Origin of the sequence: Undibacterium sp. RTI2.2 (assembly GCF_035018705.1) — a bacterium.
Classification (GTDB): Bacteria; Pseudomonadota; Gammaproteobacteria; order Burkholderiales; family Burkholderiaceae_D; genus Undibacterium.
Genome location: NZ_JASJXN010000006.1, coordinates 1 through 17329 on the forward strand (window position 1 = coordinate 1; position 17329 = coordinate 17329).

Sequence of the window (17329 nt, forward strand, 5' to 3'; positions counted from 1 at the left end):
GGTCATCGTCAGGCTTTTATTCCGCAAAGCCCTTAACTCCATCCGAGTTAAGGGCTTTTGCCTTTTTAGAATTTTGCCTTTTTTTGTCTTTGCTTTCGCCTTCGTCTTTTTAGACGATTCAAACAATACCCCTTCCTTATCACATGACACCGCACTGGCTACGCTGCCGCTGTACCTATCTCTCATTCTTCCTTCTCGGTAAACTCCCCAACCATTTCACCGCCGCTCTCGTATTGGCCTTGAGTGTGTAATCTAATGACGCTACCTGTTCTTGTAGCGCTTCTTTAAACATACTGGATGCATCCGCCGGCAGTAGTTTTAAATAGGCATCTGCTTCGCCGTATTCTCTGTGAATTTCCATACCCGCTTTTTTTGCGATATGAATCATCGTCTGGTTGGACGACAGGCAATGCATGTATAAGGTGTCGACATCGGCATTGCGGCAATGAATCGCGCCACGTTCAAATAATTTGACACCAACGCTTTTGCCGCGAGCATTTTCAGATACAGAGACGCCAAATTCTGCGACTTTATCTTTGTTGCTTACTTCGTCCTCTTTCTCGCGGGGTGCAAAAGCCAAATGACCCACGCCGACTAAGCGAAAATGTGCGCTGACAACGCCAAATACCTTGTCTCGTGAAAAATCGATGCCCTGAACATATTTTGTAATCATTTCGTCTGGCAAATAGGTACCAAATCTCAGCAGGCGATCGCTCTCTTTTAACGCAAGAAAGTGTCGCAATATGCGGCGTCTGTCTTTCTCGGATAACTCTTTCACAAAAACGCTAGATTTAGCTACTGGTTTAGGCGACGGAGGATTGCCTTCTTTGTTTGCAGGGAAAATATCAGAGGCGTTCATGGTTGTCCTTCTACAAACAAATTTGTGCGGCGCACAATAATTGCTTAATTGTAGGTGAGGATTAAAGTTTATTCCAGAAAATCGCAGGCAGTAGAGTATTTATACTGTGCTAAGCAGCATAGCCAGAGCCTGTTATCGCGCAATGGGTGTTATGCTTAGCAGATGATATATTGTTATTAAAGGGATTAGTGAGCGATATCGTTAGGATTTTTGGCCTGAAATTGCTCTTTAAACTGACGTACAGCGTCAACCCTGGCTAGCCGTATTGCCAGCGCAATTTGCTGAGATTGTCCGGGCAGATTTTTTGCCGTGACTTGTTGCGCAATCGCGCCGGACTGCACTTGCTGTGCTGCCGCCAGTGCCTGTGCCAGATATTCTGCTTGCGGAAAGCGGATATCAGGCAAATCAGCCCGACCAAAACAGTCAGATTTTGCCGCGCTTAATAAGTCCAGAAAACGTTGTGGCTTGCGGAACGCGTCGCTACGTTCTAATAAGCTGATGATAGCGTCGTGGCGTAATTCAAAAGCACGCCCAATATTACCGTGATCCCGTGCTGCCATGATGGCCAGATCGCGACAATCAGTCGGTATTTTCAATCTCTGACAAACGGCTTCTACCAGATCAACACCGCGTTGTTCATGTCCATAATGACGTGGCCACTGATCTGGTAGCGTGGTGCCTTTACCCAAATCATGCATCAGCGCGGCAAAGCGAACCGGTAAGGAGTACGACTCGCTAGCAGCATAATCAACTACCGTCATTACATGCACACCGGTATCAATTTCTGGATGATGTTTGGGTAGCTGTGGCACGCCCCAGAGAGCATTTAATTCAGGCAGAATCCGCGCCAAGGCGCCGCATTCGCGCAGCACTTCAAACATGCGTGAGGGACGCTCCTCCATCAAACCACGTGATAGTTCTTGCCATACCCGTTCCTGTACTAAGGCATCCACTTCGCCAGCAGCTACCATCTGCTGCATCAACAACATGGTCTCTGGCGCGACGCTAAAGGCATTCGGATCAACCGAGAACCTCGCCGCAAAACGCGCCAAGCGCAAGATGCGTACCGGGTCCTCTGCAAATGCGGCGGACACATGCCGGAATATGCGTTGTTGTAAATCGGTTTGTCCGTTAAAGGGGTCAATAATATTGCCTGCTTCGTCCTGAGCCATGGCATTAATGGTCAGGTCGCGCCGGATTAAATCCTCGTCCAGCGTCACGTTGGCATCGGTGTGGAATACAAAGCCTTTATAACCAGGCGCAGTCTTGCGCTCGGTACGTGCGAGGGCGTATTCGTCGTGGGTTTTGGGGTGTAAAAAAACAGGAAAATCTTTTCCAACTGGCGTGTAGCCTTGCGCCAGCATATCGGCTGGCGTAGCACCTACCACAACATAGTCGCGATCTTGCACTGGCAAGCCTAGTAAGCGATCTCTAACTGCGCCGCCGACGATATAGGATTTCATACAATGATTGCAGATTTAAGGAGTGCAGAATCAATTTAAGAAAAATTAACCGGTACTTGATAATTGATACTTATCCGGCTGGCTTCAGCAAATTTATTTAAACTTGCTTACTCTTCAGGCTTGTTGGGCTTGGGTTCATCAGAACGAATTTCTTCTGCTTCCGTCAGCGCTTCTTGCATCCATTGTGCTACTGCGGGATGTGCTTCTATCCGTTCTGCATAAGCTTGCAAAGCCGGTGCCAGCGATACTACGTAAGTTTTAAAACGCATCACTACCGGCGCAAAGTAGGCATCTGCTATCGAAAAATCTCCAAACAGATACGCATGCGCGCCGTATTTTGCGAGGCAGTCTTCCCAAATTTCAGAGATGCGACCAATATCTGCCTGCGACCCTGCAGTGCGTCCCGCGCCTGGCGCAAACGCTTTAATATTCATCGGCATTTCTTTACGTAAAGCACTAAAGCCAGAGTGCATTTCTGCACAAACGCTGCGTGCCATTGCTCGTGCTGCGACGTCCTCAGGCCACAAATTCAGAAGTGGAAACTGCTCGGCCAGAAACTCACAAATAGCCAGAGAGTCCCATACCGTAATATCTTTCGCCAATAACACAGGGACACGACCTGCTAGTGAGTATTCTGAGATTTGCGCAGTCGTGTCCGGCATATCCAGCAAAATACGAATCTCTTCAAACGGAATGCCAAATGCTTTCATCGCCACCCAAGGACGCATCGACCAGGACGAATAATTTTTATTACCAATGACTAGTTGCACGGGTATTTTTTTATCCCCAGAGAAGATGGCAGCGAGTGTTGTCTCTAGTTCAGTATCTTGCATAGTTTGGTCAAAGAGTGAGGTATAAAGCAGGTTGAATATCGAATATTTTTTTTAAAAATCAAGGTAAATCAGAGTCAGTCGCAGACATACCCTTTGGAACGACTACGCCTAAGCGAGCTTTAAGTGATTGTGGTTTTTTTTCGAACAGCGCAGCATAGTAAGTAGCATTAGATAAGACATTTTTCACGTAGCCACGCGTCTCTGAAAACGGAATTGTCTCTGCAAAAATAGCGCCTTCTACAGGGCGCGTCAAACTGGCACGCCAAGCACGCGGACGACCTGGCCCCGCGTTATAGGCAGCTGATGCCAGCGCTTGCGAGCCGCCTAAATCTGTCAAGACCATATTCAAATAATTGGTGCCAAGTGCGATGTTGGTATCGACATCATTAACTTGCTCAGGCAAGAAATTACCAAGGCCAATTTTTTTGGCAACATAGCGGGCAGTGGCCGGCATAATTTGCATTAAACCTGATGCGCCTACATTCGATTTTGCCTTCATTACGAAACGGGATTCTTGTCGTATTAAGCCATATACCCATGCCATGTCCAAGCCCAAAGCTTGCGTCGTCTTATATATACTGTCATTAAACGGTGTCGGATAACGCTGGCTAAAGTCCAGCTCGCCTTTAGTACGGTCAGAGGTATTTACCATGCGGTCTAACAACTCGTTTTGACGTGCAAATTCTGCTGCGGCAATGTGTTGGCGCTCGCTCATTTTGCGCAGCTCCCAATTCCATTCACGGGTGCCTTCAAAACGCAAATTCATGGCATAAAATTTCAGCGCTCTTTGTAAGCCTGGGTTCGCTTGTATCGGTGCGAGTTCTTCTGCCGTTACTGGTTTAATTGTCAGTGGCACGCCAATTTTTTGACCACGTTCTTCCAGCGCTAACTGGCCGTAAAATTGTAATTGATCACCAATACTGGCAAACATTACTTGTGCCTCTTCAGTCTTTCCCTCGGTCATGAGTGCGCGTGCTAGCCAATATACCCATGCTGGATCAGATTTTAGACTCGCTGGCATGGCGGCAATCGCGCTTTTTACTAGCTTCCAATCACCTTCTCTGAGTGCGGTGCGGACGCGCCATTGATAGCCTTCCAACGATAGCGTTGCGCCTTCAGTCCGTTGCCAATAGCCTAGTGCTTCTGGCTGTAGCTTCAACGCAGCTTGCAAGGCAATTTGCGCCCAAGCCTGGGCGCGTTCGCTTTCAGAAAACTTAGCGCTAAAACGGGATAAAGTATCGGCCGCATCCTGAGGGTCGGCTTTTGCTTGCCTGCCTAATGCGAGGATGTACAGCTCATGCGCTACTTTGTCAGATTCAGGGGCTTTTTTTAGCATCAAAGCTGGCTTCTCAAATACTTGGGTAATCCGTTTGTCGCCAATCTCTAATAGCCGTGCCAAGCGTTGCGCCAAAGGCTGCGCGCCATTTTCCGCCGCTATACGCATTTGGGCCCAAAGATCGTTGTCACTGAATTGACCACTCGCCGATAAATACGTGACTAGCGAGTAGCAACCGGCACCGTAGTCGCGGGGCGCAGTTAACAGCGCACGTGCTTCGGTCGCTACTTTTTGCTGTTTAGTGGCTTTAGAGAGCAGGGCATAGCATTTAACTTGAGTATCATCAGCCACGACAAATTGCGGATATTGCACATCAAACGTATCCCATTCACCACGTTGGCCGAGGAGTAGCAGCCAATCGTTGCGCAGACGGTCGGCAATTGCACTACCTTCATATTTAGATAAGAAATTTTTAAACTCGTCCGCAGAGGCCGTGCGCAAGCGAGTTTTTAGACGATAGTAATCAACGTACGACGGAATAGTGTATTGCGCCAGTGCGGCCGCATACTCATCTGCCTGGGCGGCATCGTCATGCATTGCAGCGTCACGCAGCGCCATAAAACGATCATCATCATTGACAAAGGTTTTACTCGGTTTTGCCGCTTCTGCGTTGGTGTACGGAGATAAAACTGCTACCATTGTTGCCAACGACAGACAGATTTTCAGGCAATTTTTAGCGCCAATTTTGAAGTTAATTGCAGGAATATTAATGCCAGTATTTTTAGCAGTAATTTTGCTACCTGCTATTTTGTTATATAAAATTTTATTGAGCAAATCCATTTTCTACAGCTTCCATCTTGACGTTTAAGACAGTATGACACAGCCCACTCAGCTCGCAAGCCTTCGATTACAAAACTCTAAAACAGGATTGACTGGTCATGGTTGATCAATTTCATGGCGAATCGCGCAGTGGTTTGCGCAAACGCTTGCTAGATCAACGCCGCTCTGCCAGTCTAGATGACAGGCAGCGATGGGATTTACATTTGTCTCAGCAAGTTTTGGCATGGTGCAGTACATATCAACCCGCTAGCCTAGGTGTTTACTGGCCGATTCAGGCAGAGCCAGATTTACGCGCTTGTTATGCCCAATTGCACAATTTAGGTATTCAGCTTGCTTTGCCCGTTGTAGTTGCCAAATATAAGCCGCTATCATTTGCGGCCTGGCAGCCAGGAGATGCAATGGGGCAAGATGATTACGGTATCGCCATCCCAGAAAAACCCTGGCAATTCTTGCAGCCGCAAGTATTGGTAATCCCTTGTGTCGGATTTAATAGTCAGCATTTTCGGCTTGGTTATGGCGGTGGATTTTATGACCGAACTTTGGCGCTAACACCAAGGCCAAAAACAATCGGAATTGCCTACTCGCTAGCAAGCACAGAATTTGTAGTTGGCTCGCATGACGTACCGTTAGATTGGATATTAACGGAGAGGAGCTAACTGATTTTATTTTCAACGCCCATTCATTCTGCAGCTTCTGGCACGATATTGGTCCGGAGGCCACATAATCATTGGACGTTCAAATTCGGAGGTTCTGTTCACTTCGCAAAGTGATATAGCGCCACCACCCGGCTAACAACGCCACGCTGAGCAAAAATAATCCCATTGCGCCATTTGGTCGCAGCACACCAAGATAAGAAATCGCCACCGTCGCCACGCTTTTTTTTGCGCGCCTCATGCCGCGCCAGCGCTGCAAGCCTTTTAAGCCGGACAGCACTAACGTAAATGTTGCACACGACAGCAAAGTGACGCGGAACACGTTTAGCAAATTGAGTTCGCCCAGCGAGATTTTTTTATAGATTAAACCGATGATTGCCATGCAAATCGCAGCACCGATGGAGATCGCTACGTTCACATACATGGTCTTACGGCTGGTGATTGCAGCATCTTCCAGCTCTGCTTTTAGCATCTCCACTTTTTCATTGATCAAGGTGGAAGTCTCATGCTTGATAGCGAGAATGCGCTGATCTAATGCGGCACCGATTTGTTCGGTTGAATAATCAATCAAGGCTTTAATATCGTCCTTGGTCATGCTGCGCTGGTTGTGAATTTCTTCTGACAGTACAGCAATATTGCGATCAATCTGCGCGCCGGCTTGCTGAATAACTTGGGATAATTCCGTACTCACTTGCTGTATCGAGCGCTCAACTAAGGGAGCTACATTTTGATCAATCAAACGCTCCATCGATTTCTCAAAATCATTGGACGCTTGTTTTAAATTGAGTAAATCTAGGCCCATGGAGCTTCCTTAGTGACTAAGCATTCGCAATGCACATAAATTGCATTGAGTATCTTAAGCCGATTCTGAATTTTTCAAGCCTCAATTCAAGCTGCGACTCTGATGCAATCTCGTTAAATTTCGTCAGTGAGATCATGATTCAGATGTTCAATCTCGCCCCATGAGATCAATTGCAAACCGTTTGCCAGCGTCGGGTCGTACCGAAAGCGGTTAATACTGGCATTATATAAAGTGACTTCGCGCGGCGCATCTAGTGCCAGATTGTTAGCGGCGCGATAGGCGCATTCGAGTACGCCGCCATGCGCCACCAAAGCGATTTTTTGTCCTTCAAATTGTTTCGCATAATGCAGGATATGTGTCATGACCCGCGTGTGGAACTGACGTATGGTTTCGCCCTGATTTTCTCCGGGTGGAAACGGTGCATCAGGATCACGTGCTTGCCAGACTGCGTAAGCCTCCGGAAAGCGCAGTGGCAGATCGCTGTACAACAAACCTTCAAAGCCGCCAAAGCAGCGTTCGCGCAGACCAGCATCAATACGCGTACTGAGACCTTGCAGACGAGCGATTTCTCCGGCGGTTTGTACTGCACGTTGCAGATCGCTGGAAATAATGGCATCCAGTTTTTCATTTTGTAATGCCGCAGCAAGAGCTTTTGCCTGCCGCATGCCCTCTGCATTGAGCGGAACGTCTAAGTGGCCTTGTAGTTTGCGGATCGCATTCCAAGCGGTTTCGCCGTGGCGGATCAAGAGAATATCGGTCATAAATAACGCTTCTGAATGTTGACTATACAGCGGGCTTCTTGGTTTGCAGCCAGAAAGTGACAGGCCCATCGTTGGTCAGCGAGACCTTCATATCGGCGCCGAACTGTCCGGTAGCGACTTTGGCAATCTGGCTATGTTTGGTGCTGGCTTGAGTGACAAAGTAGTCAAATAATCTGCGACCATCTTCTGGCGATGCGGCCGGAGTAAACGAGGGGCGCGTACCAGAATTGGTATCGGCCGCTAATGTAAATTGTGGCACCAGCAGCAAGTCCCCTGCGGTATCGGTCAAGCTTAAATTCATCTTGCCAGCGTTATCTGAAAACACACGGTAGGCCAGTAATTTTTTAAGCAAGGCATCGGCTTGTACTTCGCTGTCACCGCGTTCTGCGCACAACAACACCAGCAAACCTGTGCCAATCGAGCCTATGGTGTTGCTATCAACGACAACACTGGCATGACTAACGCGTTGTAGTAGTGCGATCATGTTGTCGTTTTTTGATAGATGCGGTGCAGATGCCGGACGTAATCCATACCGCAGATCATGCCGACAAAGTGATTTTGGCAAATTTACGTTTACCCACTTGCAGTACAAAGGTACCCGCCTCAATTTTGACGGCTTTGTCGCTGACAACTGCGCCATCCAAACGCACGCCGCCTTGATCTATCATACGCATCGCATCGGAGGTGGAGGGGCAGAGATTGGTTTGCTTCAATAGTTGTGCGATCGCAATCGGCGCGCCACTGAGTGCGATTTCTGGCACATCGTCGGGAATGCCACCTTTGGAGCGGTTGACGAAGTCCGTCAGCGCGTCGTCTGCGGCCTGCTTATTATGGAAGCGCGTGACAATTTCTTGCGCAATGGCGACTTTAATATCCCGTGGATTTTGTCCCTCGGCGACTGCTTTTTTATGGGCTGTAATTTGCTCCATTGAGCAGAACGATAATAATTCGTAATAGCGCCACATCATGATGTCCGAAATGCTCATGATTTTGGCGAACATCGTGTTGGCAGGTTCGGTGATGGCGATGTAATTATTTTTGGATTTCGACATTTTTTCTATGCCATCCAAACCCTCCAATAGAGGCATGGTCAAAATACATTGCTGCTCTTGTCCATAATCTTTTTGCAATTCACGACCAACTAATAAGTTGAATTTTTGGTCAGTGCCACCAAGTTCCAAATCGGAGCGCAACGCCACAGAATCATAACCCTGCATCAGCGGGTATAAAAATTCATGCACCGAAATGGGCGTTCCTGCTTTAAAACGTTTTGTGAAATCGTCACGTTCCATCATCCGCGCTACGGTGTATTTTGATGACAATTCAATCATGCCACGTGCGCCTAGCGGATCTGACCATTCAGAGTTGTAACGGATCTCTGTTTTGCTCGCATCCAGCACGAGACTGGCTTGCTTAAAGTAAGTCTGGGCGTTTGCTGCTATCTGTTCACGGGTCAGCGGTGGGCGCGTCGCATTGCGTCCAGAAGGGTCGCCGATCATCGACGTAAAATCGCCGATCAAAAATATGACGGTGTGGCCTAAATCTTGCAACTGCCGCATCTTGTTCAATACAACAGTATGTCCCAGGTGCAAATCTGGTGCGGTTGGGTCAAGACCAAGTTTGATGCGTAAAGGCTTGCCAGTTTGTTCACTACGAGCTAATTTTTGCGCAAATTCGGATTCGATTAACAGTTCATCCGCACCGCGTTTAGCAACTGCCAGCGCATGTTGTACGGCATCTGATAGTGGTAAGACCGTGGATGATGCTGCAGATTTTGAAGAAAGAGAGGGAGTTTGTATGGAGGTCATTATGATTTTATCTACATCAGTTTTTTGTAACACCGCTAGCCGATCGAGTGGTCTGCACCCATAATCAGTTTTTTTTGCAAGGTAGCTTTGCTATAATCCAGCGAGATTTTTTCGTGCATTCAGCCTCGGGCACTATACGAAAATGGTATGAAAATGAGATGGAACGATAGTCAGTAATTGGTATTAGGAATTACTTTTTATATCGTTCTGCATTGAACGTTTTATCGTTCCTGCACTCAATTCTTTATATCAATTTATTACTCAATATATTAATTTTAACTTATTGCATGCGTCTATCAGATAAATTCCATCAATTAACTTCTGGCAGCAGGTTGTTATTCGGAACTACGCGTACTTCGCGAATTGTTTCGTTTTGCGGTTTGTTTTTTGCAGTGTGTGCTTTTGGCGCAGTCGGTGTTGCACCGATGGCACCGGATGCCTCCGATTTGCCAGTCAAGAAAATCACTCAGCAATTAGATTTGCCTAAATTAGATGAGCAAGTTGCTGCCCTAGAAGAGAACGAACAGCATTTTATCCGCGAAGAAAAAGTCTTACGTGGTGATAGTTTGGGTTCTTTGTTATTGCGCTTAGGCGTTGAGGATGATGAGGCGACTAAATTCATTAAAACTGACGCGGTTGCCCGTTCTGTGATGCAGCTGCGTACTGGTAAATCTATTCGTGCTCAGACCAATGACGAAGGCGAGCTGGAGTGGCTGCAAGCGACCATGGTCGACAGCAACGATAAGCCAGTTCACAACATCACCATCACCCGCGATGCAGCGGGTAAATTGATCTCTATCGATGCGACTGCCAAGCTAGAAAAACGAGTAGAGATGCGCTCTGGCGATATCCGCTCGACCTTGTTCGCCGCCACCGATGATGCACAAATCCCTGACAATATTGCGACCCAAATCGTCAGTATGTTTGAGACCAATGTAGATTTCCGTTATCTGCAACGCGGCGACCATTTTAACGTTGTGTATGAAAGCTTTTGGCAGAATGGTGAGTTCATCCGAACTGGTCGCGTATTAGCTGGCGAATTCAGCAACTCCGGTAAGTTATTCCAATCCGTCTGGTTTGATGAGGCGGGTGGCGCAGGCGGTTACTACAGTTTTGATGGTAAATCCCTCAAGAAAGCATTCTTAAAATCACCGTTGGAATTCACTCGTATTTCTTCTGGCTTTGCGATGCGCTTGCATCCTATTTCCGGTCAATGGAAAGCGCATAAAGGCGTGGACTTTGCCGCTGTGGTCGGGACACCTGTCCGTGCATCCGGTGACGGCGTAGTGGAGACCGCAGGCATGAGCGGTGGTTACGGCAATCTGGTCGTCATTAAGCACTGGTCTAATTACAGCACGGCGTATGCACACATGAGCCGTTTTGCAGCGGGCATCCATAAAGGTAGTAAAGTCAGCCAGGGTGAAGTGATTGGGTATGTTGGCACCACTGGCTGGTCAACTGGTCCGCATTTGCACTATGAATTCCGGGTGAATAATGAAGCACGTGATCCTATGTCGGTCAGTGTGCCCAACGCACCGCCACTCGCCGGAAACGACTTGCCGCGTTTTAAATCTGTGGCGGACGATATGGCGCATCGCTTTGCCTTGTTGCGTCCACAAGGATCACCAGCAACGATGAGACTCGCATCGAAGTAATTCTCCAGGAAGTTGCGAGCAGATCTACAAGTACAATAGAAGGCTGAACTCCATGTTCAGCCTTTTTTTTAGCCTGATAAATAATCTGCTTTAAGGCGTCGGTGACGATGCCTGAATTTAACTTTGCCCCCCCCGCCATGAAAAATCTCACTAATAACTTGTATATCGGTTTAATGTCAGGCACCAGTCTGGACGGCGTAGATGGCGTTCTGGTTGCGTTACCAGATCACTCAGACCCTGCGCAAGCCAACACCATGCGATTGCTGGCGAGTGCTTATATTCCGTTTGCAGATACCTTACGGGCTGATGTAATGGCATTGCAGCAATCAGGTGCAGATGAGATTCATCGAGAGGCTTTGGCCGCTAATATGCTGGTCAGACAATACGCCGCTTGCGTTAATGCCTTGCTTGAAAAAGTGGCGTCATTTGATCAGCATAGTGTGCGTGCTATTGGTGTGCATGGCCAGACCATACGACATCGTCCAGAGCTAGGCTATACGCGCCAGACCAATAATCCTGCTTTGCTGGCAGAATTGTCTGGCATCGATGTGATCGCTGATTTTCGTAGCCGTGATGTCGCGGCGGGAGGGCAGGGCGCACCGCTGGTGCCAGCATTTCATCGCGCGATTTTTGGTCAGGTTGTCGTATGTAGGGTCGTCGCCAATATCGGCGGTATCAGCAATATCAGTATATTGCGGGCAGATGGCTCGACTACCGGTTTCGATACGGGTCCTGGTAACGTGTTAATGGATGCCTGGATCGCGCAGCATCATGCTAAATCCTATGATGAAAATGGTGCCTGGGCGGCGCAGGGGCAAGTACATACCGGATTGTTGGCTGCATTGTGCGATGAGGCATTTTTACAGACGGCTCCACCAAAAAGTACGGGGCGTGATTTATTCCGTCCCGATTGGTTGAATCAAAAATTACAGTTGTCAGCGTTTGCGGATATCTCTGCAGTAGACGTACAGACGACGCTGTGTGCGTTCACTGCGACGACTCTGGTTGACGCTATCTTAAATTATGCACCCGATGTTGCTGGCATCTATATCTGCGGTGGCGGGGCTTATAACCAATGTCTGATGCAACATATTGAGTCGACATTGCGTCGCAAGGGATCGCAGTCAACCGTCGCAAGCACTGAGGATCTGGGAGTTTCGCCACATCATGTTGAAGCCCTGGCCTTTGCCTGGCTGGCACAACAATTTGTTGATCGCTCGGCGGGTAATTTGCCCGAAGTAACTGGCGCAAAAGGTTTGCGGATTCTTGGCGCTTTATATCCCGCTTAGCGTAATCGCTTAGACTTTTGCACTGCCAAATTGCATATACTCCCCCTATTTTTTATAAAAAATGCCTTATTGTCCAAGTATTATATGGACAATAAAATATACATATGGGGAGTATATTTATTTGTTACGTGCGGATAAATTCGAAATGAGACATTTTGCGCTAGCCATTCCCCCCACTTTTTCTGATCGAATAAAAATCATTGCGCGATTCAGAGGCGCTGGTTATGATCGTCCATGAAGCACACGCTTCAACGTCGCTCGGACGGATCCGGGCGCTTACGTGAAAATACATCATGACCATTATTGATAGCACTACTCCGCCGGGCCGGGGTGATACGACACCAAGCCGCAGTTATACTTTCTCCCGCATTAATCGCCTTCCACCGTATGTCTTCAATATTACTGCCGAGCTAAAAATGGCGGCGCGCCGTCGTGGCGAGGATATTATCGATATGTCGATGGGCAATCCTGATGGCGCTACTCCACCCCACATCGTTGCCAAATTGGTTGAGGTCGCACAACGACCTGATACGCATGGCTATTCCGCTTCCAAAGGTATTCCACGCTTACGTCGCGCGATTGCACATTGGTATAAATCCCGCTATGACGTTGACCTAAATCCTGACACCGAGGCGATCGTCACCATCGGTTCTAAAGAAGGTCTTGCCCATCTGATGCTGGCGACTTTGGATAAGGGCGACACTGTGCTAGTACCCAATCCCAGCTACCCGATTCACATTTATGGCGCGGTGATTGCTGGTGCCGATATCCGTTCAATACGCATGAGTCCGGGCGTGGATTTTTTTGCCGAACTGGAACGCGCTATCCGCGAGAGTTATCCAAAACCGAAAATGATGATCTTCGGCTTCCCTTCCAACCCGACAGCGCAATGCGTAGAGTTGGAATTTTTTGAGCGCGTCGTCAAACTGGCGAAAAAACATAACATCTTGGTGGTCCATGATCTGGCGTATGCCGACATCGTTTTTGATGGATGGAAAGCGCCCTCAATCATGCAGGTGCCGGGTGCGCGTGATGTCGCTGTCGAATTTTTTACGCTATCTAAAAGCTATAACATGGCAGGCTGGCGGATCGGATTTATGGTTGGCAATAAAGAGCTGGTATCGGCTTTGGCAAGGATAAAAAGCTACCACGATTACGGTAGTTTTACGCCGGTACAAGTAGCGGCGATTGCAGCGCTGGAAGGCGATCAAACTTGCGTCAGCGAGATTCGCGACAAGTATCAGCGTCGTCGTGATGTCTTGGTAAAAGGCTTACACGAGCTGGGCTGGATGGTCGATATTCCGAAAGCGTCAATGTATATCTGGGCACATATTCCGCCGGCTTATCGTCAACTGGGCTCACTTGAATTTGCTAAGCAGGTTCTTGAAAAGGCCAAACTTTGCGTGTCACCCGGTATCGGTTTTGGCGAGTATGGCGACGAATATGTACGCTTTGCCTTGATCGAAAACGAAGCGCGGATTCGCCAGGCTTTACGTGGTCTGAAGACGATGTTTCGCGATGATGGTGTAGAAGCATAAGCGCAGTATCAAAGCGAGTTCACGCTGGCAAAGAACGTCATTGTTACGTTCTTTGCGTTTCTGAAATAATAGATTCTTTGCGCCGATGAATGACCTAGTTTTTGTGGTTGAATAAAGTTCTCCCTTCCCTTTTATTTTTTAAAGATTTTATGTCCACACCACGTATTCGTCTTGCCTCTTCAGGCCCAGAGTTCTCTCGCATTGCACTAGGTTTATGGCGTCTGGCAGATTGGGCGATGACGCCGCAGCAAAGACTCAGTTTTATTGAGCAGGCTCTGGAATCAGGAATTACCACCACTGACCATGCCGATATTTATGGCAATTACCAATGCGAGCAATTATTCGGTGAGGCGCTGGCCTTGGCACCGCAGTTACGTCACAAAATCGAGATCGTCAGCAAGTGCGGCATCAAGCTGGTGTCTGATCAGCGACCTGCGCATCAACTTCAGCATTACGACACCAGCCGTGAGCACATCATTGCGTCGGCCGAGAATTCCTTACGTAACATGCGGATTGATTATCTGGATTTGCTGCTGATACACAGACCCGATCCTTTGATGAATGCGGATGAAATAGCAGAAGCGTTTCAGCAATTGCAGCACAGTGGTAAGGTCAAATATTTTGGTGTGTCCAACTTCACGCCATCGCAATTTGAATTGCTGGCATCCCGTTTTCCGCTGGTGACTAACCAAGTGGAGTTGTCGGCCCTGCATTTGCCGCCATTACACGATGGCACGCTGGACCAGTGTCAGCGCTTAGGGATTGCGCCGATGATCTGGTCGGCACTAGCGGGAGGTCGTTTATTGCAAGATGATAGCGAGCGTGGTTTGAGGGTAAGCGCTGCATTGAAAGTCATCGCAGATCAGTTAGGTGTATCGATGTCTACTGTCGCAATTGCCTGGATTTTGCGACATCCGTCTAAGCCTGTTGTACTAACTGGCACGGGACGTATTACCGCCGTGCGTGAAGCTGTTGCTGCTTGTAGTATCAATTTAAGCCGCGAGCAATGGTTTTCTGTGTGGTGTGCATCTGCGGGTAAAAACGTTGATTAAGAAATAGCTTATTTGGAGATGGTCGTATTCAGTTTTTAAGTGTATAAATAGTAAATATTTAATAAGTTTTCTAAAGCTTACCCTTTTTTAACGGATGGGCAGTTTGACGACTTTCTTTCAATGGTTGCGCCATATCATCCTAATGCCTAAGCGGGGGCAGGCCGATTTGCAGCAATGGCGGACGGATGTTCTGTCTGCGATCGTGTTTGTGGGATTTGGTTTGGGCCTCATCACTGCGATTCCCAGCATTGCTCTTGCAATTAAACAAGGCCTATGGTCGGTGGTAGCGATTGATGTGATAGCCTTAGCATGGATTGCTTGTTTGTGGCGGTTGCCACAATTGTCATTTAAATTCCGCGCATGGAATTTGGTGGTACTGCTGTATTTTTTAGGTATATGGTTTTTGATCAAAGTCGGGCCAGTCAGCCAGATTTATCTGATGGCATTCCCTGTCATGACGGCACTCTTGATTGGCTTTCGTCCCGCCGTCGTCGCTTTGATAGTCAATGCTGTGACCTTGCTCGGAATTGGCTATCTGGCGCAAGCCAGCATTCATGTCGATCATCTCAGTGATCAGCCGTTGGTGCAATGGATGATCATTACACTCAATTTTACTTTTATCAGCTCTATCCTCACTGTGTCATGCGGCGTACTTTTGCAGCGGTTAGAGCAATCGCTAGCACAGCAATTGGCGGTAGCGACCTCCCTCAAAGACGAACAGTCCAATTTGCGCGATGCGAATGCGGCGTTAAGGTTGAATACCGTTGCCCTGGCGCGACTCAATGACATGGTGTTGATACTGAAAGCGGATACTGACTCTAGTAGCGAGAATCAGATCGTTTTTGTGAATGACGCCTTTGAGCGCAAAACGGGCTACCGGCTCGCCGAGATTGTTGGAAAGACTAGACAGTCGATGCATGGTGCAAAGACACAATTGGATGAAATCAATCGTATTGCCGAAGCGCTTGATCGTGGCGAGGCTGTGCATACTGAACTGATCAATTACACCAAATCGGGCGAGGAGTTTTGGGTCGAGACCGATATTGTTCCTATGGCTGATGAAAGCGGAAAAATAAGCCACTGGGTTGTCGTTGAGCGCGATATTACGGATCGAAAAAATGCCGACGAACACATTCACCGCCTCGCGTATTTTGACGTATTAACTGGTCTGCCAAATCGTCGCTTACTGATAGACCGTCTGGATATTTTGCTGGCAACGGCGCGTCGCACCGGGTTAAACAGTGCTGTGCTATTTATTGATCTTGACCATTTTAAAAATATTAACGATGCACGCGGACATGCTATTGGGGACTCGTTGTTGCTACATGTGACACAACGTCTTAAAACATTATTACGCGAGGTAGATACTGTTGCCCGTATCGGTGGTGATGAATTTGTCGTCCTCATTTCGAATATCTCTAACGATATTAATGTGGGTGCATTATCTGCCTTGGCCGTCGCCGAGAAAATTCGTAGTGCGGTTGCTTTGCCGTTTGAGATCGATGGACAAGCTTACAATTCTAGTTGCAGTATTGGTGTGACACTACTTCCAAAGCCAGATCAGGACACTAATGATTTGTTGAGAGAGGCAGATACCGCGATGCATCGTGCGAAAGCCGCTGGACGTAATCAGATCGCTTTTTTTGAATCGACGATGCAAGCAGAAGTGGAACAACGTTTAATTCTGGAGCACGATCTGGTGCTCGCGTTGAACGATGGACAGTTTCAGATGGTGATGCAGGCACAGGTGAATCATGAGGGGCAGCCAGAAGGTGCAGAATTGCTGATGCGTTGGACCCATCCACAGCGTGGCCCTATTTCGCCAGCGGTGTTTATTCCTGTCGCAGAAGAGTGCGGCATGATTGTGCAATTAGGTGATTGGGCCTTGCGCCAAGGTTGCCTTGCCTTAATCCGCTTAGAGCAAGCTGGGTGGCCGCTTTCACTATCGGTTAACGTCAGCCCAAAACAATTTCGTCAGGCTAATTTTGTTGATAAGGTTGCCGCAGTTTTGATGCAAACCGGTGCGCCGGCTTCTCGCTTAATTTTGGAGGTGACTGAAGGCTTGTTGATTAATAACATGCAGGAAACGATAGAGCGTATGCATGCACTGACCAAGATGGGCATTCGTTTTTCTATTGATGACTTCGGTACCGGATATTCTAGTCTCGCTTATCTTAAAAAAATGCCTTTGTATGAATTGAAAATTGATCGTAGCTTTGTACAAGATATGCCTGCCGACCCGAATGACACCGCGATCGTGCAGGCAATTTTATCGATGGCAAACCACTTGGGTTTGCGTGTGGTTGCTGAAGGCGTAGAAACTCAAGAGCAAGTAGATTTCTTAATTTCGAGCGGTTGTTCAAGTTTGCAGGGATTTTTTTATTGTCGACCATTGCCGATTGAGACTTGGCTCAAACAGCAGGACGAAAAAGCGCAGTCTACACAGAGCGTACAGAATCTACGCTAGGTGCCTGTAAGGTATCGGCGATTATGGGGCGAT

15 protein-coding genes are annotated in these 17329 nt (G+C 47.9%); 7 read left to right on the forward strand and 8 right to left on the reverse strand.

The genetic code is table 11. The features are described 5' to 3' along the window. A partial coding sequence (locus tag QN395_RS04760; RefSeq protein ID WP_323492137.1) for a hypothetical protein occupies window positions 1–202 on the forward strand: 202 nt, incomplete at its 5' end. Here QN395_RS04760 and QN395_RS04765 read toward each other — a convergent pair. The 4 genes from QN395_RS04765 to QN395_RS04780 form a co-directional block, all read right to left on the reverse strand. Then, entirely contained in the window at window positions 176–859 is a 684-nt protein-coding gene (locus tag QN395_RS04765) for a GNAT family N-acetyltransferase (protein WP_322120094.1), read from the reverse strand. The genes QN395_RS04760 and QN395_RS04765 overlap by 27 nt on opposite strands. 185 nt (window positions 860–1044) lie before the next feature. Next, window positions 1045–2322, reverse strand: a complete 1278-nt coding sequence (locus QN395_RS04770) for a multifunctional CCA addition/repair protein (protein WP_322120093.1) — start codon at window positions 2320–2322, stop codon at window positions 1045–1047. 107 nt (window positions 2323–2429) lie between these two features. Then, entirely contained in the window at window positions 2430–3155 is a 726-nt protein-coding gene (locus QN395_RS04775) for a glutathione S-transferase family protein (RefSeq protein ID WP_322120092.1), read from the reverse strand. A gap of 58 nt (window positions 3156–3213) precedes the next feature. Then, window positions 3214–5130 (reverse strand): transglycosylase SLT domain-containing protein, encoded by a 1917-nt coding sequence (locus QN395_RS04780; protein ID WP_416352041.1) that lies wholly within the window; start codon window positions 5128–5130, stop codon window positions 3214–3216. A 239-nt stretch (window positions 5131–5369) separates the two neighbouring features. On the opposite strand from QN395_RS04780, the gene QN395_RS04785 reads away from it, so the two are divergent. Next, window positions 5370–5927 carry a 5-formyltetrahydrofolate cyclo-ligase gene (locus tag QN395_RS04785; RefSeq protein WP_322120090.1) on the forward strand — a complete coding sequence of 186 codons (558 nt, stop codon included), beginning with the start codon at window positions 5370–5372 and terminating at the stop codon, window positions 5925–5927. 79 nt (window positions 5928–6006) lie between these two features. Here QN395_RS04785 and QN395_RS04790 read toward each other — a convergent pair whose 3' ends face one another. From QN395_RS04790 to tyrS, 4 genes are all read right to left on the reverse strand, one after another. After that, window positions 6007–6726 (reverse strand): hypothetical protein, encoded by a 720-nt coding sequence (locus QN395_RS04790; protein ID WP_322120089.1) that lies wholly within the window; start codon window positions 6724–6726, stop codon window positions 6007–6009. Window positions 6727–6839: 113 nt separating this feature from the next. Continuing rightward, window positions 6840–7487 carry a histidine phosphatase family protein gene (locus QN395_RS04795; protein WP_323492139.1) on the reverse strand — a complete coding sequence of 216 codons (648 nt, stop codon included), beginning with the start codon at window positions 7485–7487 and terminating at the stop codon, window positions 6840–6842. 22 nt (window positions 7488–7509) lie between these two features. After that, on the reverse strand, window positions 7510–7971 hold the full coding sequence (gene dtd, locus QN395_RS04800) for a D-aminoacyl-tRNA deacylase (protein ID WP_322120087.1): 462 nt from the start codon (window positions 7969–7971) through the stop codon (window positions 7510–7512). Window positions 7972–8026: 55 nt separating this feature from the next. Beyond that, window positions 8027–9295: a tyrosine--tRNA ligase gene (tyrS, locus tag QN395_RS04805; RefSeq protein ID WP_322120086.1), complete on the reverse strand. Its 1269-nt coding sequence runs from the start codon at window positions 9293–9295 to the stop codon at window positions 8027–8029. Between the two features lie 287 nt (window positions 9296–9582). On the opposite strand from tyrS, the gene QN395_RS04810 reads away from it, so the two are divergent. The 5 genes from QN395_RS04810 (at window position 9583) to QN395_RS04830 (ending at window position 17296) form a co-directional block, all read left to right on the forward strand. Then, window positions 9583–10950, forward strand: coding sequence for a M23 family metallopeptidase (locus tag QN395_RS04810; RefSeq protein ID WP_322120085.1), 1368 nt, complete (start codon window positions 9583–9585; stop codon window positions 10948–10950). Between the two features lie 107 nt (window positions 10951–11057). Continuing rightward, window positions 11058–12239, forward strand: coding sequence for an anhydro-N-acetylmuramic acid kinase (locus QN395_RS04815; RefSeq protein WP_323492140.1), 1182 nt, complete (start codon window positions 11058–11060; stop codon window positions 12237–12239). Between the two features lie 293 nt (window positions 12240–12532). Continuing rightward, a complete protein-coding gene (alaC, locus tag QN395_RS04820) occupies window positions 12533–13777 on the forward strand; it encodes an alanine transaminase (protein WP_322120083.1) in 1245 nt (414 codons plus the stop codon). A 149-nt stretch (window positions 13778–13926) separates the two neighbouring features. Beyond that, window positions 13927–14829 carry an aldo/keto reductase gene (locus QN395_RS04825; protein ID WP_322120082.1) on the forward strand — a complete coding sequence of 301 codons (903 nt, stop codon included), beginning with the start codon at window positions 13927–13929 and terminating at the stop codon, window positions 14827–14829. A 103-nt stretch (window positions 14830–14932) separates the two neighbouring features. Beyond that, a complete protein-coding gene (locus tag QN395_RS04830; RefSeq protein ID WP_323492141.1) occupies window positions 14933–17296 on the forward strand; it encodes a putative bifunctional diguanylate cyclase/phosphodiesterase in 2364 nt (787 codons plus the stop codon). Window positions 17297–17329 lie beyond the last annotated feature (33 nt).